Origin of the sequence: Streptomyces sp. 3330, assembly GCF_031456635.1 — a bacterium.
Lineage (GTDB): Bacteria > Actinomycetota > Actinomycetes > Streptomycetales > Streptomycetaceae > Streptomyces.
Window position 1 is genome coordinate 34,191 of record NZ_JAVDVA010000028.1, and the last position, 24,938, is coordinate 59,128.

Sequence of the window (24,938 nt, forward strand, 5' to 3'; positions counted from 1 at the left end):
AAACACGCTGGCCTGATCCAATCCACCCGCTTCTTGATCAGTCAAGAGGAGCCGGGTTACCGATTGGCTTCGATCCGTGATCACTTACGACCGGATCGGTAGATCACCTGTGTACCCCTTTGAAGGCCCCTGAACGGCCCTGGTTCACCGCTTCGTAATGGATTCTTGACGTAGGGCGACGCGCTCGACCGTTCGAATAGGCGATAGTCTCGCCGGAGTTGGCGTCCGCCACAGCAGTCGGCGTCGGCCACAGCGGTGTACGGGGGCCGCTTCCGTATCATTCATATTCGGACACGTGTGTGCAGAAAGTCGGCATGCATGCAGATGCCCCCTGCACACCCGCAGCACCCCCTTGAAGGAGGCCCGGTGTCCACGAAAGAGGTGGACGCGCCCGCCCGGTCGGCATCCTCGGCACCGGCGTCCGCACGCCGGGGTCTGCGGGGTTTCGCCGACCGGTGGCCCTTCCAGCGCAAGCTGAACGTACTCGTCGGTATCCCGCTGACGGTGATCGCGCTGCTGCTGACGTACCTCATCGTCGACCTGGTGCAGGAGTCCGACCGCGCGGAGAACGCCGCCCAACTGGTGCGTGACAGCGCCCAGGTCGCCCAGCTCGTCGCCGTGCTGCAGGACGAGCACCAGCAGGCGATCCTGCTCTCCGTGCGGCACGAGGCGTCCTTCGACGGCGGCACCCCCTCCACCGACGGCTACCGTCAGGCGCAGGCCGCCGTGGACGCGCAGGTGCAGAAAGTCGTCGACGCCTTCGGCGACCGACTGCCGGACACCGAGGTGCAGGCACTGAAGGAGGTCCAGGGTCTGGCCGGTCTGCGGGCCACCATCGAGCAGGGCTATCTGCCCGCCGACAACATCGACCCGGCGTACTCGGGTGCGGCCGACGGCCTCATCGACGGCCTGGGCCTGGACCGCAACGCCGACCTCGCGACGACCTTCACGGGCAACCTCCTCGACTCGCTGCTGCGCGCCGACGCCGCGCACGGCGCCTTCGAGACCGGCGTGTTCTCCGCCCGGACCGGCGACAGCAACGCACTCATCGAGTTCACCGGCGCGGTCGGTTCCTACGAGCTGTTCACCTACCAGGCCCAGCGGTTCGAGCGGTTCGCCGACGAGGCGCAGAACGAAGAGTTCGGCGGCATCGAACACAACTCCTCGCAGGCGTCGATCGGCCAGCACTACGCCGAACTCGCCGTGGACCCGAGCGCGTTGCAGGCCGAGTCGAAGGCCGACATCCGCACGGCGTTCCGCGCGGCCATCGCCTCCTACCCCGACTACAGCACCCAGGCCCGGACCAGGCTGAAGATCACCGCGTCGCTCATCGACCAGATCGCCGACCGGGCCGACGACACCGCCTCCAGCGCCCAGTGGCGCGCGGGTCTGCTGCTGTCCCTCGCACTGCTCGGCTTCGCCCTGTGGATCGCCTTCTCCATCCTGGTGCGCCGCTCCGTGGTCCGCCCGGTGCTGGCGCTGACGGGGGCGGCCCAGGAGGTCGCCGACGTGGCGGGCCGCGAACTCGCCCGTGTCGCCGACGACGACGCCGAGGAGTCCGGGCCTCCGCGCCTGCGCGAGCTCCCGGTCACCGCGGACGACGAGATCGGTGAACTCGCCGAGGCCTTCAACAACGTACAGACCACCGCGGCCGCGCTGCTGGAACGCCAGGTGCTCAGCCGGCGCAACGTCGCCGAGATGTTCGGCAACGTCGGCCGACGCGTCAGCAACCTGACGACTCGTCAACTGGCGCTGATCGACGCGGTGGAGCGCGGTGAGACAGACCCGGCGCTGCTCGAACGCCTCTACTCCATCGACCACATCGCGGTCCGCCTGCGCCGCAACGCCGACAGCCTGATGCTGCTGGCCGGCATCCGCGAGACCGTCCTGGACGCGGGGCCGACCGAGCTCACCAACGTCGTGCGCGCCGCGCTGGGGCAGATCGAGGGCTTCCAGCGGGTGCAGCTGCGGGCCGCGACCGAGACCATGGTGGAGCCCGACATCATCGGCGACCTCACGCTGATGATCGCCGAACTCCTCGAGAACGCCGTGTCGTTCTCGCCCGAGGGCAGCCCCGTCGAGGTCGTCGTCGGCTCCGACGCGGACGGCGCCTCCATCACCGTCGCCGACCACGGTCTGGGCATGAGCGCCGAACGCCTCGCCGAGGAGAACTCCCGCCTCGTGCGCCGCGAACGCCTCGACGTCGTCCCCACGAAGGTGCTCGGCCTGTTCGTCGTCGGCGCGCTGGCCCGCCGCTGGGACGTCGACGTCACCCTCTCCCGCACCCCGGGCGGCGGCGTGACGGCCGAGGTGCAGATCCCCTCGACGCTGCTCCTGACGATGAGCGAGCTGGACCCGCCCGGTCGGCCCGCCGCCACCGGCGCCGCCGCCCTCGCCGCCCCGTCGGCCCCCGCGGCCGGCCCCTCACCGTCGTCGTCGGTCCCGTCCACGGTGCCGTCCTGGGCCACGCACGAGGACGAACCGGGCACGCTCCCGCGCCGGGTCCCCCGCCGCGATCCGTCCCCGGCCGAACGACAGGCCGAGGCCCCGCTCACTCCGGTGACCGGCGCAGTCGACCCCACGCGCGACACCGCGACGACGGTGGTGGGTGCCGGCGCCGAAACCGATGAAAGCGGTATCTCGGCCCTTGCGGCGGAAACCGGTTCCTCCTCCTTTGCGGCCGGAACCGGGTCAGCTCCCTCCGGGCCTGCCGCCGTGACCGCTTCCACCGAGCACATCGTCGAAGGCGGTTTCTCCGCCTGTACGGCGGAGCCCGCGGCCCCCGCCGCGGCCGCCCCGTCCGAGGCTCCGGCCGCCACCGGCACCGAGTCGGCGACCGGCGAGGAGCCCGCGTCCCGCGCCTACCCGGCCGGCGTCGGCATCCCGGCGCCCCGTGCGGCCGGGACGACGCCTCACGCCCGCGCGGAGGACGAACCCGGGGGCCACGCCCGTACGGCGGAGCACGCGACCGCCCCCGGTGCGGCGCAGTCGTCGCACGTCCACGCGGCCGGCTCCCGGCCCGCCGCCCGTACGACGGAGCCCGCGCCGCAGACCCACCCGTCCGCCCACGCGAGCGGCCCCGCCCGCGCGACAGGCGACCCCGGTGACTTCGTCCGCGGGGCGCAGCACACCGGCGCCGACCGTGCCGGCGAGCCGTCCGCGTCGGACCGTTCCACCGGCCCCCAGGGATCCGCCGGTCCGCTCTCCGCTCCCTCCCGGGCCGGGGCGGATCCGTTCGCCGTCGGGCCCGACGGCTCCCGTCCGCTCCGTCGACGGGTGCGCGGGGCGACGCTGCGGACGACCGCCGACGCCGCCGCCCAGCAGGCCGCGCGGCAGGCCGCCCGCCCCGCCGACGCGGACGCCGTACGCGACTCCCTGGAGGAGTTCGAGGCGGCCGTGGCCCGCGCGCACCGGGACACCGGCGAACACCCCCGCCCCGCCGAGCCCCGCCCCCTCACTCCCACGGGCGAAGACCCGACCGACCGCCGGAACGACCCCCGGCACGACCACCGTCCCGCCGTTTCGCCCGAACGGACCGACCGGACAGAGCAGTCCGACGCGTCCGACCGGTCCGAACCGATCACCGACCCGATCACCGGCCGGGACACCACGCAGCACCAGAACCACCTTCCGGAAGGAGCCGAGCAGTGAGCACGTCGACAGGTGAGACTCCCGCCGGAGACGCCAGACCGACCGATCTGCGGGCCGCCGCAGCCGACTTCACCTGGCTGCTCAACCGTTTCGCCACCGAGACCGCAGGGGTCGTGGACGCCATCGCGGTGTCCTCCGACGGACTGCTGATCGCGGTGTCGGAGCTGCGCGAGCACGCCGACTCCGAACGGTTGGCCGCAATCGTCTCGGGCATCACCAGCCTGGCCGCCGGCGCCTCCGGGAACTACGGCCTGGGCGGCCTGAACAAGGTCATCATCGACCTCGAGGGCGGCCACGTGCTGGTCTCCGCGATCGGCAGCGGCGCCGTGCTCGGCGTCGTCACCGACAAAGAGGCCAAGCTGGGCAACATCGCCTACGAGATGACGGTGTTCGCCAACCGCGCCGGCACGGCGCTGAGCCCGCAGCTCGTCCTGGAACTGAAGAACAGCGTCGGCGCCACGCGCACGCGCTGAACGCGTGCCACCGTAGAGAGAGCGAAGACCGATGGCGGACGGCCGCACACCGCGCGGGGCCGACGAGGACGGCGTCGCCCCTGTCGGCCCCGCACCCGCTGTCCGGCCCTTCCTGGTCACCGCCGGCCGGGTCGCGGGCGCCGCGGGCGAGGCGTCGTCCGGCCGGACCATGCCCGTGGAGACCCAGCTGGTGGCCACCACCGGCGGGCTCGACGCGCTCGGCCGGCTCTCCTTCGAACAGCACGACATCGTCGCCGCCTGCCGCGTCCCGCAGTCCATCGCGGAGATCGCGGCCAGGCTGCGGCTGCACCTGAACGTGGTGCGGGTCCTCGCCGAGGACCTCCGGACGGCGGGGCAGTTGTCGGTGCACGTGCCCGACTCCGGCGTCACCCACGACGCATCCGTTCTGCGCAGGGTTATCGATGGCCTGCGGGCCATCCCCGACTCCCGGGGGGTACTCCGTGACACCGACTGAACCGCTGGTCCGCACCTCGGCCGGTCAGGCCGCCGTACGGCCGCCGTTGCCGGTGAAACTGGTGATCGCGGGCGGCTTCGGCGTGGGCAAGACCACCGCCGTCGGCTCCATCTCCGAGATCGAGCCGCTGACCACCGAGGCGGCCATCACCGAAGTCGCGGCAGGTGTGGACGACCTCAGCCACACACCGCGCAAGACCACCACCACGGTCGCGATGGACTTCGGCTGCATCACCATCGACCCGACACTGAAGCTGTACCTGTTCGGCACGCCCGGGCAGGAGCGGTTCGGGTTCATGTGGGACGACATCGTGGAGGGCGCGGTCGGCGGGCTCGTCATCGTGGACACCCGCCGTCTCGACGACTGTTACGCCGCGGTCGACTACTTCGAACACAAGCAGATCCCGTTCGCCGTTGCCGTAAACGCCTTCGACGGACAGATCGCGCACACGCTGGACGAGGTCCGCTGGGCCCTCGACGTGTCCGAGGGCGTCCCGCTGCTCGTGTTCGACGCCCGCGAGCGCGGCTCGGTCCGCGACGCGCTGCTGGTCGTGCTGGAACAGGCACTGGCACGCTCGGGCGGCTGACGTCGTGGGCCGCCGACGGCCGGAACCGGCTGGAAACAGCCAGAAACAGCTAGTGGCGGCCAGAAACAGCCAGAAGGCGGTTGGCAACGCTTGCCGACAACCGGAAACAACCACGGGCGGCTGAAACGACTGGAAACAAACAGAACAGCCGCAAGCGGCCACCACGCTTGCGGCTGGCCGAACTGCGGTGCGGGGGAATGCCTTTCCTCCGCACCGCAGTTGTTTCCGTCATGAGCCAGCGTGACAGCAACCGGGACAGCAACAGCCGCAATCTCAGGCACCGGCACAGCCAGGACGAGCGGACGATCACCAACCCGCCTGCCCTGCACGACCCCACGCCCTTCGGCTACAGCCATGCCGTGTCGGCGCCCGGCGAACCGGTCTTCGTCGCGGGCCAGTACGCCTCGGACGCGTCGGGCGCCCCCGTGCCCGGTGACTTCGCCGCCCAGGTGGAGCTGGCCTTCGACCGGCTGGAGGCGGCGCCGGCCGGGGTGGGCCTCGGGCTCCGCCACGTGGTGCGGCTGGGCACGTTCGTCGTCGACCACGACCCCGGCAGGCTCGAGATCCTCGGTAAGGCCTTGCACGCCCGTTTCGGCGAGCGGCTGTCCGCGCAGACCCTGAGCGGGGTCGCCGCGCTCGCCCCGCCGGGCATGCTGTTCGAGGTCGACGCGATCGCCGTACGGCCCTCGCCCCAGGGCGAGGGCGGGTACCAGGGCCGGGACCGGTCCTAGTTGCTCCGGCGCACCCCCGGCGAGACCGTCACCTTCGCCGCCGCCCAGAACACCGCGAGCGTCGCGAGTGCCATGCCGGCGACCAGGGTGGCGCCGCCGATCACCTTCTCGTAGTCGTGCTGGTAGAGACCGTCGACGATGTAACGGCCGAGCCCACCGAGGCTGACGTACGCGGCGATGGTGGCCGTCGAGACGATCTGGATGGCCGCCGAACGCAGGCCGCCGAAGATCAGCGGGAGCGCGACGGGCAGTTCGACGCGCAGCAGGACGCCGGACTCCCCCATGCCCATGCCCCGCGCGGCGTCCACGGGGGACGGATCGACGGAGCGCACCGCCTCGTAGGTGGTGACCAGGATCGGCGGGACGGCGAGGACGACCAGCGGGATCATCACGGGCAGCATGCCGAAGCCGAGGACGATGGTCGTGACCACCAGCAGGCCGAAGGTGGGCAGCGCCCGGCCGGCGGTGGCAACCAGGGAAAGCACGTTTCCGCCCCGTCCGTAGTGTCCGGTCAGCAGGCCGATCGGCAGCCCGATCGCGGCGGCCAGAGCAAGCGCTTCCAGGGAGTACTGCACGTGTTCCCACACACGGGTGGGGATTCCGTCGTATCCGTGCCAGTGCGCGCCGTCGCTGAAGAAGGCGTTGATGAAATTGATGACGTTCACCGGGCTGCGTCCTCCAGGGCGGGCACGGCCGGGTCGGGCCGGACACCGGCGGGCCTGGACTTTCCGCCGCGCACGCCGCTCGGCATCCAGGGGGTGAGCAGGACGCGCAGGACGACCAGCAGGGCGTCCGCGAGCACCGCCAGGGCGGCACTGGTGATCACGGAGTTCCAGGCGAGTTCGGGCCTGTTGTAGATCTGCGCGTCGTGCAGCAGGTTGCCGAGCGCGCCCTGGTTGCCGATCAGCATGCCGACGCTGACGAGGCTGATGCTGGACACGGTGGCGACCCGGAGGCCGGCGATGATGGCCGGCACCGCGATCGGCAACTGGACCTGGACGTAACGGCGTACGGGTCCGAAGCCCATGGCGGTCGCGGCGGCGAGGGTCTCCTGCGGAACCGAGCGCACGCCGTCGACGATGGCCGGCACGAGCACGACCAGGCTGTAGACGGTGAGCGGGATCATGACCGTCAGTTCGGTCTGGCCCGTGTAGTCGATGAGGACGACGAAGAAGGCCAGGGACGGGATGGCGTAGAGCACGGTCGTCACCCACAGCACGGGCGGGTACAGCCAGCGCAGCCGCACGCACAGCTGGGCGAGCGGGAGCGCGAGCAGCAGCCCGCCCAGCACCGGCAGCAGGGCCTCGCGCAGGTGGAGCCCGATCAGGCCGAACCAGTCGTGCTGGAGGTCGCTGGGGATGTCGAAGAAGCGGTTCACCGGATGACCTTCTGGGCCGTCTCCTCGGTCGACGGCCGCTCCGCGCGACCTGCCGCGTGGGCGCCGCGGATGGCCTCGCCGATGGCCGTCTGGGAAACGACTCCGGCGGCCCGGCCCTCGGCGTCCACGGCGACCGCCCAGCCGGTGGGCGACAGGACCGCGCAGTCGAGGGCGGCGCGCAGCGAGTCCCGCCCGGCGACGAACGGCCGTCCGTACGGCAGGAGTCGGTCGGCGTCGATCCGTCCGGCCGTCAGCGCGCCGGGCTCGCTCCAGCCGAGCGGGCGGCCGTCGAGGCCGGTGACGAGGAGGTAGGGCGCGTCGGTCGCGCCACGGGCGGCGATCTGCTCGGCCGTGGAGTCGATCGCGACGATCGGCGTGGTGAGCAGCTCCAGGCCATCCGAGGAGAAGAACGACAGGCGCCGGATGCCCCGGTCGGCGCCGAGGAAGTCCTCGACGAACGCGTCGGCGGGGTCGGACAGCAGCTCGGCGGGCGGCGCGAACTGGGCGAGCCGGCCGCCGGTGCGCAGCACCGCGACCATCGTGCCGAGCTTCACGGCCTCGTCGATGTCGTGCGTGACGAAGACGATGGTCTTGCCCAACTCCGCTTGAATGCGCAGCAGTTCGTCCTGAAGGCCCTTGCGGACGACGGGGTCGACGGCGGAGAACGGCTCGTCCATCAGCAGCACCGGCGGATCGGCGGCGAGCGCGCGGGCCACGCCGACACGCTGCTGCTGGCCTCCGGAGAGCTGGTAGGGGTAGCGCTTGGCGAACGAGGCGTCGAGCCCCACCCGTTCCATCAGCTCCCGGGCCCGCGCACGGGCCTTGTCCTTGCTCCAGCCGAGCATCCGGGGCACGGTGGCGATGTTGTCGACGATCGTCCGGTGCTGGAAGAGACCGGCGTTCTGGATGACGTAACCCATCGACCGGCGCAGGGTGTTGACCGGCTGCTGACGGCTGTCGACGCCGTCGATGAGGATCGTGCCCTCGCTGGGCTCGACCATCCGGTTGATCATCCGCAGGGTGGTCGTCTTGCCGCAGCCCGAGGGGCCGACGAGGACGGTGATCGAACGGTCCGGTATGTCGAGGGAGAGCCGGTCGACCGCCACCGTGCCGTCCGGGTATCGCTTGGTGACTGAATCTATCCGTATCAAAGCGCCGAATACCCTTCGGGACTGGCAATTTCTGCCCGCTCTCGTTACGAGTTCGGGCCGTTGCGGGGAGAGTCTAGACCGCTTACCAGATCAGCAGTCCGCCGCCGGCCTCCTGCGCGTACCGCGCGCTCACCTCGATGCCGTGCAGGCGGGCGCGGAGATGACGGCGGTGGCTGTCGACCGTGCGGTCGGGCGGGCAGGTCTCGGCGGCGAGCCGCTCCGAGCAAGCGCGTACCAAAGCGATTTCCGCCAGGAAGGCGGGAATCTCGTCCGGAGCGACGACGTCGCCGTGGTGCACGCTCACGAGCGCGGGCAGGAACCGGGCGCCGATCCGGCGGATGGCCCGTGATCCCCAGACCGTCCGGCGCCACGACTCCGGCCCGGCGAGATCCATGCCGTCGGGCCGACCGTCCCGGACCCCGGCCAGGATGTCGAGGTCGCCGTCGTCCCCCACCAGGAAGACCTCGCTCGTCAGACTCATGCGGCCAGTGGATCACGCCACCCGCGCCCGGATGAAAGGGGTTTCGACTGTGCGCACCCTGTGAGTCCGCTGATTCTCACTCCTCCCTCAGGGCCGGCTCAGGGATCCCCCAGACACGGCCTCGATCGTCAGGGCCATGAACGAAGCGAACGCGGGAGGCGTCCGGCGGCGGGTCGAGAGCCGGGGCGCCGTCGTGAAACAGGTGGGAAACCGTTCCGGCGCGGATGGCCTCGCGTACACGGAGGTGGATATGTCGACGGGCCAGGATGCGTTACCCCCTCTGATCGCCCCGTTGCTGTCCGGCCACAGCGACCTCGCCGTCGGCAGCCGGCCGCACCGCCGGGCGTCCGTGGTCCCGGGCGCCGAGCGGGAGTTCGTCTCCCGTTGCCGCCGTCCGCTGCTGGGAACAGCGCTCGGCACCCGGTTCCCGGACGCGCGGTGCGGCTTCACCGGCCGCACCCGTGTCCCCGCCGTACCCCGCCGCACGAGCACCCGCCGGGCGCCGGCGGCACGCACGACCACTCCCGCCGTCGTCCTGTCCACCGGGGCGAACACCCACCTGGAGTACGCGTCATGACGACACTCGCCCCGCCGCCCGCCTCCGTCCGCGAGGAGGGCGCCCGCCACCGGTCGGCGCCGCCCGGCGACGGCGGGCCCGTCTCCCGCGCCCGGCGACTGTTCACCGGCGCACCCGAGGACCCGCGCTGGGCCCGCCCCGCCCTGTGGGCGATCCTCGTCCTGGCCACGGTCCTCTACGCCTGGAACCTCTCCTCGATCACCGGCAACACCTTCTACGACGCGGCCGTGTACAGCGGCACCGAGAGCTGGAAGGCGTTCTTCTTCGGCGCGTTGGACGCGGGCAGCTTCATCACGGTCGACAAGCCGCCGTTCGCCCTGTGGGTGATGGGCCTGTCCGCCCGGGTCTTCGGGTACGGCACCTGGCAGTTGACGCTGCCGATGGTCGCCGTGGGAACCGGTTCCGTCGCGTTGCTGTACCGGTTGGTGAAGCGGGACTTCGGCGCGGTGGCGGCGACCGTCTCCGCGCTGGCGCTGACACTCACCCCGATCACGGTCGCCATCACGCGCGACACCAATCCCGACCCGATCCTCGTCTTCCTGATGCTGCTCGGCGCCGCCGCGCTGCTGAAGTCCGTGCGCACCGGTCGGCTGATGCCCCTGGTGTGGTCCGGTGTCGCCATCGGGTTCGCGTTCAACACGAAGATGATGCAGGCGTACGTCGTCCTGCCCGCGTTCTTCCTGGTGTACCTGTGGGCCGCGGACGCCTCGCTGGGCAGGCGCATACGCAACCTTGCCGTCGGCACGGTCGCGCTGATCGTCTCCAGCGCCTGGTGGATGGTGGTCGTCGATCTGATCCCGGCCTCGTCCCGCCCTTACATCGGCGGCTCGACGGACAACACGGTCTGGGACCTCGTCATCGGCTACAACGGTTTCGGCCGCATCTTCGGGGCGAGTTCCTCGGTGGGCTCGCAGGGCAACGGCGCCGGCTTCGGCGGCGAGGCGGGCCTCTACCGGATGTTCAACGACATCATGGGCGGCCAGATCTCCTGGCTGATCCCCTTCGCGGCGATCGCGCTGGTGGCGGGTCTCGTCCTGCGCGGCCGGGCGCCCCGTACGGACGCCAGGCGTGCCGCGCTGATGCTGTGGGGCGGCTGGTTCGTCCTGCACTACCTGACCTTCGCCCTCGCCGAAGGCACCTTCCACCCGTACTACGTCACCGCCATGGCGCCCGGTGTCGCGGCACTGGCCGGCGCCGGTGGCGTCATGCTCCACAACGCTTTCCGCAACCGTTCCGCGGTGAAGTGGGGATGGGTGCTGCCGGTCGCGGTGGCCGCGAGCTCGGTGTGGGCGGTCGTCCTGCTCCAGCGGGTCTCCGGCTCCGGAACGCTGTACACGGTCGCCCAGATCGTGGCCGGTGTGGCGGGGGCGGCCTCGGTGATCGGGCTGCTGGTCGGCCGGTTCACGAAGCGGCGGCGGCTGATGGGCGTCGCGGCGCTTGCGGCGGTCGTGGCGCTGCTCGCCGGTCCGGCCGCCTACTCGGCCTCCGCGGCGACCGCCAGCACCAACGGCACCAACCCGACGGCCGGGCCGAGCAACGGCGGCATGGGCGGCGGCCAGCGGCCCAGCGGGTCCGAGGGCGGACCGGGGACCGGCTCCGGTGAGGCGCCGAGCGGTGCGGGCGACGGCCAGGCCATGGGCGGCCCTCAGTCGAGCAGCGGCGACTCGACGGGGTCGGGCACGGCAGGCTCCGGGACGGCCGGGTCCGGCACCGCGGAATCCGGCACCGCCGAGTCCGGCACCGCCGGCGGTCGCGCTGCCGGGGGCATGGACGGCACCCAGGTGTCGTCCGCGATGATCACGTACCTGAAGCAGAACCAGGACGGGGCCACCTGGCTGGTGGCGGTGGCCACCGACCAGACGGCCTCCTCGATCATCCTGGAGTCAGGCGAGCCGGTCATCTCGATGGGCGGCTGGTCCGGCAGCGACGACGCGATGACATTGGCCAAGCTGAAGAGCCTCGTGAAGGCGGGCAAGCTGCACTACATCGTCGTCGGCGACAGCGGTCAGGGCTCCTCGAACTCCGAGATCTTGACCTGGGTCAAGGCGAACGGCACGGCCGTGTCCGACTACAGCGGTCTCTACCGCCTGGACGCGTCCGACGTCGGGTGAGAAACACCGAACAGAAACGGCGGGCCGCCGGTTTCACCGACGGCCCGCCTTCCGTGTGCCCTGAAACCTTGTGGAACCGCTTCAGAGCAAGCTGGGCCGGCGCGACCCGGTCAGCGGCAACGACCACGGCACCGGCGTTGCCGACGCGGGGGCGGCCGACGTGCCCGCCCGGACGTCCAGGCGAGGACCGTCGCGCCCCAGCCGAGCAGCCACAGGGCCGCTCCCAGGGCGGCCGCCCCGACGCTCACGCCGCCGCGGCCCCCGCCGCCGGGAACCCGGCGGTGCGCAGGACACGTCCGCCGGGCAGCACGGCGTAGACCTCGCAACCCTCGCGCGCGGCCGCCCACTCGACGCCCTCCGCGCCCATGGCGTAGGCGGCCGTGGCGACGGTGTCCGCCTCGGTCAGGGTCGGGGCCACGACGGTGAGGCTGTCGAGGCCGGTCGCCGGGCGTCCGGTGCGGCCGTCGAGGATGTGGTCGCCGCGCTCGTAACGAGCGGAGGTCGCGACGGCCCCGTCGGTGAGCTCGAGGACGGCGCACAGCCGGTCGGCGATCTCGGGATGGCGCACGCCGACCCGCCAGGGCCCGCCGGAAACGACCACGTCGCCACCGGCGTTGAGGCAGAACCGGCTGAGCCCGGCCCCGGTCAGCAGCGCCGCCGCCCGCTGCACGGACCAGCCCTTGACCACCGCGCAGGGGTCGAGAGGGCGGCCGGGCAGCCGGACGTCGAAGGCGCCGCCGGTGGCCACCCGGTACCGCTCGCAGATGTCGAGCACCTCCACGAGGTCGGCGCTCAGCTCGTCGGCCGGCAACTCGCCCCGGCCGTACCGGGAAACCTCGCTGTCGGCCTTGTACGGGCTGAACCGCGCGTCGACCTCGCGCAGCCACGCGAACACCGCGTCCCCCGTGCCGTCGGGGACGACGGGGTCGTCCACCCGCAGCGAGACCGGGAATCCCATGACGTGTTCGACACGGTGCACGTCAGGCGCCCTTCGCGTCGAGCGCGGCCTGGAGCGACTCCCGGTAGCCGTCGCTCGTGACGGTCGCGCCGGAAACGGTGTCGACGTCCGCACTCTGCGCGGCAAGCGTTTCCGCAATCAGCTTCGGCACCGCCGCCGTCGTCTGCGGATGATCCGGCTGCTTCAGCATCGTCACGGCCGTGATCCTGTCGCCCTCGAAGGTGACCTCGACCTGGACGTCACCCTTCTCCGTGGCCACGGTCGAACCCGACACGGTCTGCGACGCCGAGCCGGCCGCCGAGGCCGAGGGGGACGCGGACGCGGCGGCCGCCTTCGCGTCGAGCGCGGCCTGGAGCGACTCCCGGTAGCCGTCGCTCGTGACGGTCGCGCCGGAAACGGTGTCGATGTCCGCACTCTGCGCGGCAAGCGTTTCCGCAATCAGCTTCGGCACCGCCGCCGTCGTCTGCGGATGATCCGGCTGCTTCAGCATCGTCACGGCCGTGATCCTGTCGCCGTCGTAGGTGATGCGGACCTGGACGTCGCCCTTCTCCGTGGCCACGGTCGAACCGGTGAACGTGGCCGATCCCGCCGAGACGGAGGAGGAAGAGGATCCGGAGGGAGTCGAGGCGGCCTCGGCGGTGGAGGTCGTACCGGTCGACGGCTCGTAGCGCCAGACCGGGATCAGACCCGCCACGGACAGGACCAGGACAGGTATGGCTCGCTTCACGATGTCTCTCTCATCCCGCCAGGCTGAAGCGTTCGAAGTGGATCTGCGGCTTGGGCACGTCCAGCTCGCGCAGGGTGCCGAGCACCGCGTTCATCATCGGCGGCGGGCCGCACAGGAAGACGTCCCGCTCCGCGATGTCCGGTACCAGCGCGGCGAGTTCACGCGGCGCCAGTCGGTCCGGCACCGGCGGCCCGGTGACCAGATGCAGTTCGGCGCCCTTGGCCAGGGCGAGTTCGCGCAGTTCGTCGTAGAGCACGGCGTCCCGCTCGCCGGCCACCCGGTAGATGACCACGGCGTGCCCGTGGATCTCCTCGAGGAGCGCCCGGATGGGGGTGACGCCGACGCCGCCGGCGATGAGCAGGGCCTCGGGCCGGGTGCGGTGCATGGCGGTGAAGGCGCCGTAGGGGCCCTCGGCGAAGACGCGGGTGCCGGGCTCGAGGTGGCGCAGTCCGGCGGAGCCGTCGCCGGCCGCCTTCGCGGTGAGGCGCAGCCGGGTGCCGTCGGGCGCGGCCGAGAGGGAGAAGGGGTTCGCCTGCCACCAGCGGTCCTTGGTCAGGAACCGCCACAGGAAGAACTGGCCGGCCCGGGCGGGCAGCCGGTCCAGGTCACGACCGGTGATGTACACGCTGACGACGTTGTCGGCCTCGGGAACGACGGCCTCGACGCGCAGTTGGTGACGCTGGTTCCGCCAGAGCGGCATGACCAGCCGGCCCAGGAACACCGAGCCGAGGGCGACGCCCCACACCGCGTACCAGTACGCCGTGGCGGCGGACGACGCGGTGAAGGTCGTACCGACCGCGACCTGGTGCGTGAAGGCCAGCACGACGGCGACATACGTGTACAGGTGGACGAAGTGCCAGGTCTCGTAGGCGAGGCGGCGGCGGGCCCAGCGGGCGGAGACGCCGCCGATGACCAGGATCAGCACCATCGCGACGGCGGCGCGCAGCACGCCCTCGACGGTCTCGGCGAGGTCGACGAGCTGGCTCACCGGGTTCATCGACGAGGATTCGGCATAGCCGAAAGTGATGGAAACCACATGGCCGACCAAGGTCCACAACAGGCCGAAACCGGTCCAGCGATGCCAGTTGGTCAGCCGGTCCATGCCGATGCGGCGGTCCAGCCAGGGCAGCCGGGCGACCAGCAGCAGCTGGAACGCCATCAGCAGGGCGCTGTACAGGCCGGCGAAGCGGCCGATCACGACGAGCGCGTTGGAGGCGAAGCCCGCCTGGACGGCGAAGAGGGTCACGACGGCCGCGTTCGCGGCCAGCACGGCGTACAGGCCGGCGCGGGCCACTGCTTTGGGACGTATCGCCGTGGGGGGTACGGGAGGCGATTGGACGGTCGTCACGGACGGAAACTCCTAGATCGGGTCCTCAGAACACAGAGCTTGTCCGTGCTTCGCTGTCGTTTTCCTGTCGTGCAACTTTCAAGATCTTATCGATCCGGTCGTGCGGGAGACGCGGGTCTGGCGCCGGGAGGCGGGTGGCGCACTATGAGCAGGTGGAAAAAGTACGACTCCTCGTCGTGGACGACGACCCGCCGATCGCCGACCTCGTGGCGACGGTCGCCCGTTACGAGGGCTGGGACGCGGTCACCGCGAACTCGGGCGCGGAGGCGCTGCGCCGCGCCGCCGAGTTCCACCCCGACATCGTGGTGCTCGATTTGATGCTGCCCGACATCGACGGCTTCGGCGTGCTCGACCGGTTGCGGCACAGCGGGACGATGGTGCCGGTGGTGTTCCTGACGGCGCGCGACGGGGTGGCCGACCGGGTCGCCGGGCTGACCCGGGGCGGGGACGACTATCTGGTGAAACCGTTTGCCGTGGAGGAGCTGATGGCCCGGCTGCGGACCGTGCTGCGGCGCAGCGCCGGTCCCGGCGTCCAGCGCTCCGTGCTGCGGGTCGCGGACCTCACCATGGACGAGGACACCCGGGAGGTCCGGCGCGGCGGGAAGCTGCTGACGCTCACACCGACCGAGTACGAGGTGCTGCGCTATCTGATGCGGAAGTCGCCGACCGTGCTCACCAAGGCGCAGATCCTCGACCACGTGTGGGAATACGGTTTCGGCGGCCGTTCCAACGTCGTCGAACTGGTCGTCAGCCGACTGCGTCGCAAGCTCGGCACGACCGGCGACGACCCGCTGATCCAGACGGTACGCGGTTTCGGGTACGTGATACGGCAGGCGGCCGAGTGATCGGCCGCTTCTGGCACACGTACCGCGGACTGCAGCTCGGCACCCGGCTGGCTCTCGGCCTGGGCGCGCTGTCGCTCGTCGTGTTCGCGGTGGTCGGCGCCACGCTGACCATGTACATGCGGGACTATCTGGACCATCAGCTGCGCGACCAGATCAAGCTCGTCCAGATCGTGCAGACCAAGGACGCCAAGGCGCACGGCATCGTGGAGCGCAAGCCGTACTACGGCTGGTACACGGCCGTGTACGACGTCTCGGCGGGGTCGGCCGTGTTGCGCAAGCCCGCCGACGTGCCCTCGGACACCACCGCGCTCACCGCCCTCGCCCGGCGGATGGAGGATGCCGACACGGAGGTGACCCGCACGGTACGGATCGACGGCGAGGGCACCTATCTGCTGCGCGCCTGCGAGGTGTCGCCCGGTGTCGTGCTGGTCAGCGCCGCCCCGACGGAGGACATCGACGGCACCGTGCGCCAGCTGATCACCACGCAGGTGGTCGCCTTCGGTCTCGCCCTGCTGGCGCTCGTGGTGTTCGGCCGGCGCATGCTGAAACGCGGTCTGAAACCGCTCAGCGACATGGCGCACACCGCGCACGGCATCGCCTCGCACGACCTGACCGAGTCGGCGTCCCGGCTGCACCTGCGCGCGGACGCCCCCGGCGGCGGTCCCGAGGTCGAGGAGCTGCGCACCGCCTTCAACACGATGTTGCAGCACATCGACGACTCCCTGGCCGTGCGGGCCCAGGCCGAACAGCGTCTGCGGCGTTTCGTCGCCGACGCCTCGCACGAACTGCGCACGCCCCTCATGTCGGTACGCGGTTACGCGGACCTTTTCCAGTACGCGGCGGCCAACGCGCCCGAGGAACGTGACAAGCACCTGGCCCGGCTGCGGGCCGAGGCGGCCCGGATGGGCGTCCTCCTCGACGATCTCCTGCTGCTCGCCCGCCTGGACGCGGCCGAGGTGGAGACCCCCCTGCGGAGGGAGAACGCCGACCTGGTGGAACTGGTCGAGCAGGGGGCCGACGCGTTTCGCGCCAGCCACCCCGGCCATGCGCTCACGGTGTCCCGCGGACCCGCCGCCGTGCAGCTGCGGATGGACCCGCACCGCATCCGCCAGGTCCTGGACAACCTCCTCACCAACGCGGCTGTGCACACCCCGGCCGGGACCGCGGTCCGCGTCGAGGTCGCCGTCTCGCCGGACACGGCACGCGTCCAGGTCACCGACGAGGGGCCCGGCATCCCGCCCGGCGACCGCGCCCGCGTCTTCGACCGGTTCTACCGCGTCGACAAGGCCCGCAGCCGTGACCGCGGCGGCAGCGGCCTCGGCCTGTCCGTGGCCCGCTCCCTGGTCAGGGCGCACGGGGGCACGCTGGAGCTGGGCGACGCGGAGGGGGTCACGGTGTTCACGCTGACGCTGCCGCGCGGATCGGCCACCGCCGGGCGGAGCGGCGTGGGCCGGTCGCTCGGCAACGCGCCGTAGAGCGGTTACCGAAACGCAGTAACGCACCGTGAACCGGTTTCCGACACGCGGCAAGGCACCGTGAACCGGTTACCGAAACGCAGTAACGCACCGTGAACCGGTTTCCGCGACGCTGTAGCGCGCCGTAGAGCGGTTACCGAAACGCAGTAACGCGAAGACTCGATGATCCGGAGGGCGCACGGCACAACACCGCACCTCACCTCACCTCACCGCACGGCCCGGCACTGCTGTGCTGTGCTCTGCCGTGCACCGCACCGCCCGGCACGGCTGTGCACCGCTGCGCTCCGCAGCCCACCGCTCGTCAGCGGCAACCGTTTCGACGTCTTTCCGCCACCTCCGTCGGCATCTCGTCGGCCACCGACCGGAAACACATGAAGGGGACCGCCCGTACTGCGGGCCGGTGAACCTCGGGACGCGCCCGGGATGAACCCCGAAGGGTACGGGCAGAAATCCCACAGTCTCACCGCACCTCGCCCCGCCTCACGGCATCTCTCCGCACCTCGCCTCACAGCACCACGCCTCACCGCACCTCGCTTCTCCGCACCGCACCTCGCAGCACCGCACAGCACCCCGCCTCACCGCACCTCGCTTCTCCGCACCGCACAGCACCTCGCCCCTCAGCACCTCGCCTCACGGCACCACACCACAGAGCACCGCGCCTCGCAGCACCGCACCACAGAGCACCGCGCCTCGCAGCACCGCTCCCAGAGCACCTCGCCGGACGGCACTCGACGCACGGCATCTGCCTGACGGCACCCCGCCCCACCGCACCGCGGTCGCCCCTCGGCCCGCACTCCGTCGGCTCACGGACACCGCACCGTCACACCGGAGGGGAAGGACGTCCCCGTCCCCCCCCCCCCCAGGCCCGATCCGACGCGCCGCCGCGCGCGGTCACGACGCGGAAGGACGACGTGCGCCGTGTCCCTGCTGCCCCTCGATGACCCCGCGTCCCCGCCCCCGCCCCCGCCCCCGCCCCCGCTCGCGCAAGGCCGCCGCCGCCCCCTGGCCGCCACCGCCGCCCGCCGGGCCCTCACCCTGTCCCCGCTCCTGCTGCTCGCGGTGTGGGCGGTGATCGACTGGCATGCCGTGCGGGACGGCGCGGCCCTGCTCGCCACCGCCGATCCCTGGTGGCTGCTGGTCGGGCTCCTCTTCACCTACCTGGGAACGGTCGCCGCGGCCTGCGTCCGGCAGGGGGCGATCCCCGAGCGCCTGCCACCGGGCCTGCTGGTGGCCTCCCAGATCGCCGCGGGCGCCGCGAACCACCTACTGCCCGCAAGCATCGGCGCCCACGCGGTCACGGTCCGCTTCCTGCAACGCCAGGGCGTCGCCCTCCCCCGTGCCACCGCCTCGATCGCCCTGTACTCCCTGGTGAGAGCCGTGGCGAAAACACCCGTCGTGTTGATCTTCCTGCTCGCCGCGCCCAGCGCCGTACCCCCCGCCAGGGTTCTCCCGGAGGGACGGACGCTGCTCCTGGCCGCTGCGGGCCTGCTGCTGGCCCCCGCGGCGACCGCGGCGCTGCTCGTCATCGTCCGGCCGCTGCGCCGCCCCGCCCTGGACTTCGTCCGCACGGCCCTCACCGACGCCCGGCATCTGCACACCCGCCCCGCCCGCTTCCTCCCCCTGTGGGGCGGAGCGGCCGCGGCGCCGCTGATCCAGGCGAGCGTGGTGGCCTCGGTCGGAACGGCGCTGGGCCTGCCCCTGTCATGGCCGCAGCTGCTCTTCGCGTTCCTCGCCGCGAGCACCGCGGCCGGCGCCGTCCCCGCCCCCGGTGGCATCGGTCCGGTCGACGCGGCCCTGGTCCTCACCCTGGCGGGCTACGGCACCCCGCTGCCCCTCGCCACCGCGACGGTCATCGGCTACCGGGTGCTGACGGTGTGGCTGCCCCTGCTGCCCGGGATGCTGGTGCTGTCGGCGCTGGTGCAGCGCAAGCAGCTGTGAGCCGTCGCCCCTGCCGGGCGGCCTCGCCGTCGGCCGTCGGGCCCCGGCCGTCAGCGACGACGGCCAGACCCCCCGCCCTCCGACCTCGCCCTCGGACCTCGACCTCAGCCCCCGCCCTCAGACCTCGCCGTCCTTCGCCAGCCGCAGCGAGATGCTGTTGATGCAGTACCGCTGGTCGGTCGGGGTCGCGTACCCCTCGCCCTCGAAGACGTGCCCGAGGTGCGAGCCGCACCGGGCGCACCGCACCTCGGTGCGGCGCATCCCGTGCGAGCGGTCCTCGATCAGCTCGACGGCGTCGGTGTCCTTCGGGTCGAAGAAGGACGGCCAGCCGCAGTGGGAGTCGAACTTGGTCGCGGAGGTGAACAGTTCGGCGCCGCAGGCGCGACAGGAGTAGACGCCCTCGGCCTTGGTGTCGGTGTACTCACCGGTGAAGGCGGGCTCGGTGGCGGCCTGCCGCAGGACGGCGTACTCGGCCGGGGTCAGCTCCGCCCGCCACTGCTCGTCCGGCTTTTCGACGTCGTACGACATGAGCCTCAGCCCCTTACTGGGAAAGACGGTCCAGAATGCGCGGGCCCAGGTCCGTCACGTCACCCGCGCCCATGGTGAGAACGAGATCACCCGCCTTCGCCATTCCCGCCACGACCTCCGCCGCCAGGTCCTTGTCGTGCACGGCGGTCACGTCCGCGCCCGCCGCCCGGGCGGCGTCGATGATCAGCTCGCTGGTCACGCCCGGGATCGGGTCCTCGCGGGCGGGATAGATGTCGAGGACGACGGAGGCGTCCGCGAGGGCCAGCGCCCGGCCCATCTCCTTGCCGAGCTCCTGGGTCCTGGAGAACAGGTGCGGCTGGAAGAGGACGAGGATGCGGGCGTCGCCGACCGCCGCGCGCATCGCCTCCAGGTCGGCCGTCATCTCCGTCGGGTGGTGGGCGTAGGAGTCGACGACCTGGACGCCCGCCTCCTCGCCCTTGAGCTGGAGCCGGCGCTTGACGCCGGTGTACGCGGCGAGGGCGGGGGCCAGTTCCTCGGCCGGGACGCCCAGCGCGACGCCCGCGGCCAGCGCCGCGACGGCGTTGTGGGCGTAGTGGCGGCCGGGCACGGACACCGTGAAGGTGAGCCGGCGGCCGTCGAGGAGCACGGTCACCTCGCTCTTCAGCCCCTGCGGGACGACGGACAGCACCCGCACGTCGGCGTGCTCGGCCTCTCCGTACGTCACCACCCGCACGCCCTCGACCCGCCGGGTCAGTTCCCGCGCGCCCTCGTGGTCGGCGGCGATCACCAGGGTCCCGCCGGGCACGATCTTCCCGGCGAACGTCTCGAAGGACGCGTAGATCTCGTCCATGGAGGCGTAGTTGGCGTGGTGGTCCAGTTCGACGTTGAGGACGATGGCGACCTCGGGCGCGTACTTGTGGAAGCTGCGGTCCGATTCGTCCGCCTCGGCGACGAAGATCTCGCCCTCTCCGTGCAGCGCGTTGGAGCCGGGCGCGTCCAGGTCGCCGCCGATCGCGTACGAGGGGTTCAGGCCCAGCTCGGACAGCGACACCGCGAGCATGGACGTGGTCGTCGTCTTGCCGTGGGTGCCGGCGACGGCGATCGGCCGCGTCCCGTCCATCAGCCGGGCGAGCGCGTCCGAGCGGTGGACGACCGGAATCCCCAGCTCCGCCGCGCGGGCGAGCTCCGGGTTGTCCGCGCGGATCGCCGACGACACGACGACACAGCTGGCGTCGTCGGCCAGGTGGGCGGCGGCGTGGCCGATGTGCACGGTCGCCCCGAGCGCCCGCAGCGCCGCCGCGGTCTCGGACTCCTTGGCGTCGCTGCCGGCCACCTTCGCGCCGCGCTGAGCCAGGATCTTCGCGATCCCCGACATCCCCGCCCCACCGATGCCGATGAAGTGCGGTCGGTCCATGGCGGTAGGAAGGCCGGGTGCCATGCGTGTTCTCCCAGGGTGCGCTGCGACGGTTCGGTGCGCCCCCACCCTATTGCGCGAGGCTCGTCGCACCCACGCAGGGGCGCGGGACCGTACCGATGTACGACCGGGTCGCGCGGGCGGGAGCGCCACGGCTGACCCGCACCGTCCCGCGCCCGCACCGTCCCTCACCGCGCGTCACCGGGGCCGGCTCACGCCTTGCTGTGCGAGAAGAGCTTCAGCACCGGCACCCCCACCTTGTGCCGAGCGCGGGAGGCCCAGTCCCGGTGGAAGAACTCCTCGACGTAGTGGGGGTCGGTCAGCACGATCACCTCGTCCGCCGCCGCCTCCGCGACGAGGGACTTCAGCGCGTCCAGCGGATGGTCCTCGATGAGCCGTCCCACCGCGTCGTGGCCCGCCGCGTGCAGGGCCTGCAAGGACACCTCCAGGGCCCGTACGCCGAACCCCTTCGCCTCGTCGCCCTCGGGCGTCTCGCCCTCCCGCGCCGCCTCGTCCAGTTCGCCGAGAGCCACGTCGTCGATGGCCCGCAGCAAGCGGTCGGCCTGGTCGCCGCGCGGCTGGAGCAGCACGTGGAAGGAGACCGGCTCGTCCCCGTGCAAGGTGCTGACGAACTCCACGTCGGCGGACGTCAGGGCCTTCTCGATCATCAAAACGCTTGTGAACACCAGCGCCCCATTCTCCCTCGAGGACCCCCGTGGCCCTCTCTCCTCCGTGGGCCGTCGGCGGCCCTGCGGAAACCATCCTTCCCCGTGTGCGCACGGGGACTGCGAGATTCAGTGTGCCCGCCGGACGCGGAACGGAACGATTGATTCCGCCCTTTGAGGACCGACGGTGACGATCGAACTCCTATCCGCGTCACGCCCTTCGATACCTACTGAACAGGAAACCTTCCTCCTCCAGCAGGGACACGAGCGCGAACCGCCGCGGAACCGCGACGGACGGGCCGCCCGCGATCCGCTGCGCGTCGCCGGCGGTGAGCATCGGGGAGACGGTCAGACAGAGCTCGTCGAGCACCTCGGCGGCCACGAACTGACCGAGCAGCCGGGGCCCGCCCTCCGTCAGCAGCCGGGTGTGCCCCAGTTCGGCGAGCGCCTGCACGGCGCGCTCCGGCTCGACGCCCGTACCGTCACCGGCGATCACCACGCGCGCGCCCGCCTTCTCCGCGGCGGCGACCCGGTCGGGGGCCGCCGCGGCGCCCGTCAGGATCAGGGTGGGGACCAGCGGCGAGGTGAAGAGCGGGAGCGAGAAGTCCAGGTCGAGGCGGGCGGTGACGACCGCGACGGCCGGCGCGGGACCCTGCCCGGCGGCCTCGCGCCGCCCGGCGAACTCGGCACGCGCGCGTGCGGGGCGGTAGCCCTCCAGGCGTACCGTTTCCGCGCCGACGACCACCACGTCCGCGAGCGCGCGGAGCGTGCCGAAGATCCGCATGTCGGTGGGGGTGGAGATGGGCTGGGAGCGTCCGTCGTGCTGGGCGGCGCCGTCGAGGGTGGACACCATGTTGGCCCGCAGCCAGGGCCGCGGCCCGCCGGGTCCGGGCTCGGGGTAGGCGTAGGCGTCGGCGAGCTCGTCGAGGCTCCACTCATGGCCCTCGGCGGCGCCCCTGTCGCCACCGCCCTCGCCGGGGGCTCCGGGCGGCCTGCCGCCGGAGTCGGTGGTCACTGTCTGGTGGGTCACAGGGAACAGCCGTCGCATGCCAGGCAGTCTGGCACGCCCCGTAGCATGGGGAACCGTGTCGTCCTCCTCCTCCGCCCACGGCCTCGGCCCGATAGCCGACGCGGCCCCCGTGTCCCTCTGCACCCGCCAGCCGCATGTCCCCGCGGACCGGCTGGTCGCCGAGATGGTGCCGCCGCCGCGCTTCGACTCGGTCCGGTTCAGCACCTACATCCCGGATCCGAACCAGCCCAGCCAGACGGAGGCGGTCGGGGTCCTGGAGGGCTTCGCGACCGGTCTCGGCGGAGCGCACGCCGCCGGCGGCGCCAGGCGGGGGTTCCTCGGCTTCGGCAGGTCCAGGGCGGCCAAGGTCCCCGCCGGGCCGCGCGGCGTCTATCTGGACGGCGGCTACGGCGTCGGCAAGACCCACCTGCTGGCGTCGCTGTGGCACGCCACCCCGGCGGAGCCCGCCCTCAAGGCCTTCGGCACCTTCGTCGAGCTGACCAACCTGGTGGGCGCCCTCGGCTTCCAGCAGACGGTCCGGACGCTGTCCGGGCACCGGCTGCTGTGCATCGACGAGTTCGAGCTGGACGACCCCGGCGACACCGTCCTCGTCTCGACGCTGCTCGGCAAGCTGGTCGAGGCGGGGGTCGCGCTCGCGGCCACCTCCAACACCCTCCCGGGCAAGCTCGGCGAGGGCCGGTTCGCGTCCGCCGACTTCCTGCGCGAGATCCAGGGCCTGTCCGCGCACTTCCGCGCGCTGCGCATCGACGGCGAGGACTACCGTCACCGCGGTCTGCCACAGGCGCCGGCGCCGTACTCCGACGAACAGGTGACGAAGGCGGCGTACGCCACCGAGGGCGCCTCGCTCGACGACTTCCCGCATCTGCTGGAGCACCTCGCCAAGGTCCACCCGAGCCGCTACGGCGCGCTGACGGACGGCCTGAAGGCGGTCTGCCTCACCGACGTGGGGGCGGTTCCCGACCAGTCGACCGCTCTCCGGCTGGTGGTCCTCGCCGACCGGCTCTACGACCGCGAGGTCCCGGTCCTCGCCTCCGGGCTGCCCTTCGACCGGCTGTTCAGCGAGGAGATGCTGAACGGCGGTTACCGCAAGAAGTACTTCCGCGCGATCTCCCGGCTCACCGCGCTGGCCCGCGACGCGAAGCGTCTCGTCGAGCTCCAATAAACGATCTTGACCGCCCGGTCAAGGGTCGGTTCGCGCCAAGAATCCCTCCCTTTTGAGGCGCACTTCATCTCGCAACGTCGAGTTAACCCTGCAAACAACCTTGCAGGGTTAACGTGTTTCTTGACCAGCGATTGACCAACCGTTGGTCTGGACTAGAAGCGCGAAACCGCCGGAGGGGGGCGCATGTTCCGAGGTGCGACGACCCGGACCGTCGTTTCGGTCCTCACCGCCGTCCTGCTCGCCCTCCCGTTCTTCGCACCCACGCCTTCCTTCGCACACGCGCATACGGTCCGTCAGGCCGAGGCCAAGACCCAGCCCGGAATCAAACCCTCCGGCACGGCGTTGCGCGACGAGGTCGCCACGCTCCGCGACTGCGACCGCTCCGGCGGCCCCGCCGACCCCCTGCGCACCCGCGACCGTCACCGCGCCACCACCTCCGCCCCGGCCGCGTCGGCACCCCAGGAGCCCGAGCGCGCGCTGCTGGCGCAGGATCCCGCGGCCGACCATCAGCCGCCCCGGCCCGGCGACCCCTATCACCGCCCGTCGAGATCCTCGGCGGGCCACTCCCCGGCGGCCCTCCAGGTCTTCCGCTGCTGAGAGAGCAGAGCAGAGCAGCAGTTCCCCCACCTGTCCTGTGTCCTGCACATCCGACGCGCCCCCACGACGCGCCAGGAGGAGTCACCACGCCATGCAGCCCCTCATCGACAACGCCCGTACGTTCGGACAACGCCCTGAGGAGTTCGCCAAACTCGCAGCCGGCCAGTCCCCCCAGGTCCTGTTCATCACCTGCTCCGACTCGCGGGTCGTTCCCGCCCTGATCACGGGCGCCCGCCCCGGCGAGCTCTTCGAGCTGCGCACCGCGGGCAACATCGTGCCCCCCTACGGCTCCGACCGCCCCACCGGCGAGGCCGCGACCATCGAGTACGCCGTGGAGGTGCTCGGCGTCGAGGACGTCGTCGTCTGCGGCCATTCGCACTGCGGCGCCGTCGGCGCGCTCGTGCGCGGCGACGACCTCGACGGCGTCCCCGCCGTACGCGACTGGCTCGCGCACGCCGCGGACGAACCGGCGTCCGCCGACCCCGACGACCCCACGGTCATGCGGGCGGTGCAGAACCACGTGCTCGCCCAGTTGCTGCGGCTGCGCTCCTACCCCTGCGTGGAGAAGCGGCTGGCCGACGGCCGGCTGCGGGTACGCGGCTGGTACTACGAGGTGCACACCGGCGCCGTACGCGAACACCGCGTGGACACCGACCGCTTCGAAGCCCTGTGAGCG

At 71.8% G+C, this 24,938-nt stretch carries 23 protein-coding genes and 1 pseudogene; 13 read left to right on the plus strand and 11 right to left on the minus strand.

Features of this window, described 5'->3' with window-relative positions:
* The first annotated feature begins 366 nt into the window (after positions 1-366).
* The 5 genes and pseudogenes from J2X68_RS33595 (at position 367) to J2X68_RS33615 (ending at position 5,916) form a co-directional block, all read left to right on the plus strand.
* Positions 367-3,651, plus strand: a pseudogene (locus J2X68_RS33595) (ATP-binding protein).
* A complete protein-coding gene (locus J2X68_RS33600) occupies positions 3,648-4,124 on the plus strand; it encodes a roadblock/LC7 domain-containing protein (RefSeq protein ID WP_190147619.1) in 477 nt (158 codons plus the stop codon). The pseudogene J2X68_RS33595 and the gene J2X68_RS33600 overlap by 4 nt, the downstream one beginning before the upstream one ends.
* Positions 4,125-4,155: 31 nt before the next feature.
* Complete coding sequence (locus tag J2X68_RS33605) at positions 4,156-4,599, plus strand: DUF742 domain-containing protein (protein WP_310436385.1); 444 nt, start codon at positions 4,156-4,158, stop codon at positions 4,597-4,599.
* A complete protein-coding gene (locus J2X68_RS33610) occupies positions 4,586-5,185 on the plus strand; it encodes an ATP/GTP-binding protein (RefSeq protein ID WP_020125271.1) in 600 nt (199 codons plus the stop codon). The genes J2X68_RS33605 and J2X68_RS33610 overlap by 14 nt, the downstream gene beginning before the upstream one ends.
* 230 nt (positions 5,186-5,415) lie before the next feature.
* Positions 5,416-5,916: a RidA family protein gene (locus J2X68_RS33615; protein ID WP_310436386.1), complete on the plus strand. Its 501-nt coding sequence runs from the start codon at positions 5,416-5,418 to the stop codon at positions 5,914-5,916.
* Here J2X68_RS33615 and J2X68_RS33620 read toward each other — a convergent pair.
* The 4 genes from J2X68_RS33620 to J2X68_RS33635 form a co-directional block, all read right to left on the minus strand.
* Positions 5,913-6,581: an ABC transporter permease gene (locus J2X68_RS33620; RefSeq protein WP_310436387.1), complete on the minus strand. Its 669-nt coding sequence runs from the start codon at positions 6,579-6,581 to the stop codon at positions 5,913-5,915. The genes J2X68_RS33615 and J2X68_RS33620 overlap by 4 nt on opposite strands.
* A complete protein-coding gene (locus tag J2X68_RS33625) occupies positions 6,578-7,294 on the minus strand; it encodes an ABC transporter permease subunit (RefSeq protein WP_310436388.1) in 717 nt (238 codons plus the stop codon). The genes J2X68_RS33620 and J2X68_RS33625 overlap by 4 nt, the downstream gene beginning before the upstream one ends.
* Positions 7,291-8,445, minus strand: coding sequence for an ABC transporter ATP-binding protein (locus J2X68_RS33630; RefSeq protein WP_310436389.1), 1,155 nt, complete (start codon positions 8,443-8,445; stop codon positions 7,291-7,293). The genes J2X68_RS33625 and J2X68_RS33630 overlap by 4 nt, the downstream gene beginning before the upstream one ends.
* A gap of 82 nt (positions 8,446-8,527) precedes the next feature.
* Positions 8,528-8,926 carry a hypothetical protein gene (locus J2X68_RS33635; RefSeq protein WP_310436390.1) on the minus strand — a complete coding sequence of 133 codons (399 nt, stop codon included), beginning with the start codon at positions 8,924-8,926 and terminating at the stop codon, positions 8,528-8,530.
* Positions 8,927-9,062: 136 nt separating this feature from the next.
* Between J2X68_RS33635 and J2X68_RS33640 the strand changes: the two genes are divergently transcribed.
* Positions 9,063-9,503 carry a hypothetical protein gene (locus tag J2X68_RS33640; protein ID WP_310436391.1) on the plus strand — a complete coding sequence of 147 codons (441 nt, stop codon included), beginning with the start codon at positions 9,063-9,065 and terminating at the stop codon, positions 9,501-9,503.
* A complete protein-coding gene (locus J2X68_RS33645) occupies positions 9,500-11,614 on the plus strand; it encodes a glycosyltransferase family 39 protein (RefSeq protein WP_310436392.1) in 2,115 nt (704 codons plus the stop codon). The genes J2X68_RS33640 and J2X68_RS33645 overlap by 4 nt, the downstream gene beginning before the upstream one ends.
* 244 nt (positions 11,615-11,858) lie before the next feature.
* On the opposite strand, the gene J2X68_RS33650 is transcribed toward J2X68_RS33645, so the two are convergent.
* Genes J2X68_RS33650 through J2X68_RS33660 form a run of 3 tightly spaced genes read right to left on the minus strand, consistent with a single transcriptional unit; the run spans position 11,859 to position 14,647 of the window.
* Positions 11,859-12,572, minus strand: a complete 714-nt coding sequence (locus tag J2X68_RS33650; RefSeq protein WP_310436425.1) for an FAD:protein FMN transferase — start codon at positions 12,570-12,572, stop codon at positions 11,859-11,861.
* A gap of 22 nt (positions 12,573-12,594) precedes the next feature.
* Positions 12,595-13,299 (minus strand): FMN-binding protein, encoded by a 705-nt coding sequence (locus tag J2X68_RS33655; protein ID WP_310436393.1) that lies wholly within the window; start codon positions 13,297-13,299, stop codon positions 12,595-12,597.
* A 10-nt stretch (positions 13,300-13,309) separates the two neighbouring features.
* A complete protein-coding gene (locus J2X68_RS33660) occupies positions 13,310-14,647 on the minus strand; it encodes a ferredoxin reductase family protein (protein WP_310436394.1) in 1,338 nt (445 codons plus the stop codon).
* 152 nt (positions 14,648-14,799) lie between these two features.
* Here J2X68_RS33660 and J2X68_RS33665 point away from each other — a divergent pair, with 152 nt between their 5' ends.
* From J2X68_RS33665 to J2X68_RS33675, 3 genes are all read left to right on the plus strand, one after another.
* Positions 14,800-15,492 carry a response regulator transcription factor gene (locus tag J2X68_RS33665; protein ID WP_310436395.1) on the plus strand — a complete coding sequence of 231 codons (693 nt, stop codon included), beginning with the start codon at positions 14,800-14,802 and terminating at the stop codon, positions 15,490-15,492.
* Complete coding sequence (locus tag J2X68_RS33670) at positions 15,489-16,967, plus strand: HAMP domain-containing sensor histidine kinase (protein ID WP_310436396.1); 1,479 nt, start codon at positions 15,489-15,491, stop codon at positions 16,965-16,967. The genes J2X68_RS33665 and J2X68_RS33670 overlap by 4 nt, the downstream gene beginning before the upstream one ends.
* A gap of 918 nt (positions 16,968-17,885) precedes the next feature.
* Entirely contained in the window at positions 17,886-18,905 is a 1,020-nt protein-coding gene (locus J2X68_RS33675; protein ID WP_310436397.1) for a lysylphosphatidylglycerol synthase transmembrane domain-containing protein, read from the plus strand.
* A gap of 117 nt (positions 18,906-19,022) precedes the next feature.
* Here J2X68_RS33675 and msrB read toward each other — a convergent pair whose 3' ends face one another.
* The 4 genes from msrB to J2X68_RS33695 all read right to left on the minus strand — a co-directional run bounded on the left by msrB (position 19,023) and on the right by J2X68_RS33695 (position 22,521).
* Positions 19,023-19,433 carry a peptide-methionine (R)-S-oxide reductase MsrB gene (gene msrB, locus J2X68_RS33680; protein WP_310436398.1) on the minus strand — a complete coding sequence of 137 codons (411 nt, stop codon included), beginning with the start codon at positions 19,431-19,433 and terminating at the stop codon, positions 19,023-19,025.
* 13 nt (positions 19,434-19,446) lie between these two features.
* Positions 19,447-20,832 carry a UDP-N-acetylmuramate--L-alanine ligase gene (murC, locus tag J2X68_RS33685; RefSeq protein WP_310436399.1) on the minus strand — a complete coding sequence of 462 codons (1,386 nt, stop codon included), beginning with the start codon at positions 20,830-20,832 and terminating at the stop codon, positions 19,447-19,449.
* A 188-nt stretch (positions 20,833-21,020) separates the two neighbouring features.
* Positions 21,021-21,494 carry an indole-3-glycerol phosphate synthase gene (locus J2X68_RS33690; RefSeq protein ID WP_310436400.1) on the minus strand — a complete coding sequence of 158 codons (474 nt, stop codon included), beginning with the start codon at positions 21,492-21,494 and terminating at the stop codon, positions 21,021-21,023.
* Between the two features lie 190 nt (positions 21,495-21,684).
* Positions 21,685-22,521: a pyrimidine reductase family protein gene (locus tag J2X68_RS33695; protein ID WP_310436401.1), complete on the minus strand. Its 837-nt coding sequence runs from the start codon at positions 22,519-22,521 to the stop codon at positions 21,685-21,687.
* A gap of 37 nt (positions 22,522-22,558) precedes the next feature.
* Here J2X68_RS33695 and zapE point away from each other — a divergent pair, with 37 nt between their 5' ends.
* From zapE to J2X68_RS33710, 3 genes are all read left to right on the plus strand, one after another.
* Complete coding sequence (gene zapE / locus J2X68_RS33700; RefSeq protein WP_310436402.1) at positions 22,559-23,665, plus strand: cell division protein ZapE; 1,107 nt, start codon at positions 22,559-22,561, stop codon at positions 23,663-23,665.
* Between the two features lie 183 nt (positions 23,666-23,848).
* Positions 23,849-24,262, plus strand: coding sequence for a hypothetical protein (locus J2X68_RS33705; protein ID WP_310436403.1), 414 nt, complete (start codon positions 23,849-23,851; stop codon positions 24,260-24,262).
* 91 nt (positions 24,263-24,353) lie between these two features.
* Complete coding sequence (locus J2X68_RS33710; protein ID WP_310436404.1) at positions 24,354-24,935, plus strand: carbonic anhydrase; 582 nt, start codon at positions 24,354-24,356, stop codon at positions 24,933-24,935.
* Positions 24,936-24,938 lie beyond the last annotated feature (3 nt).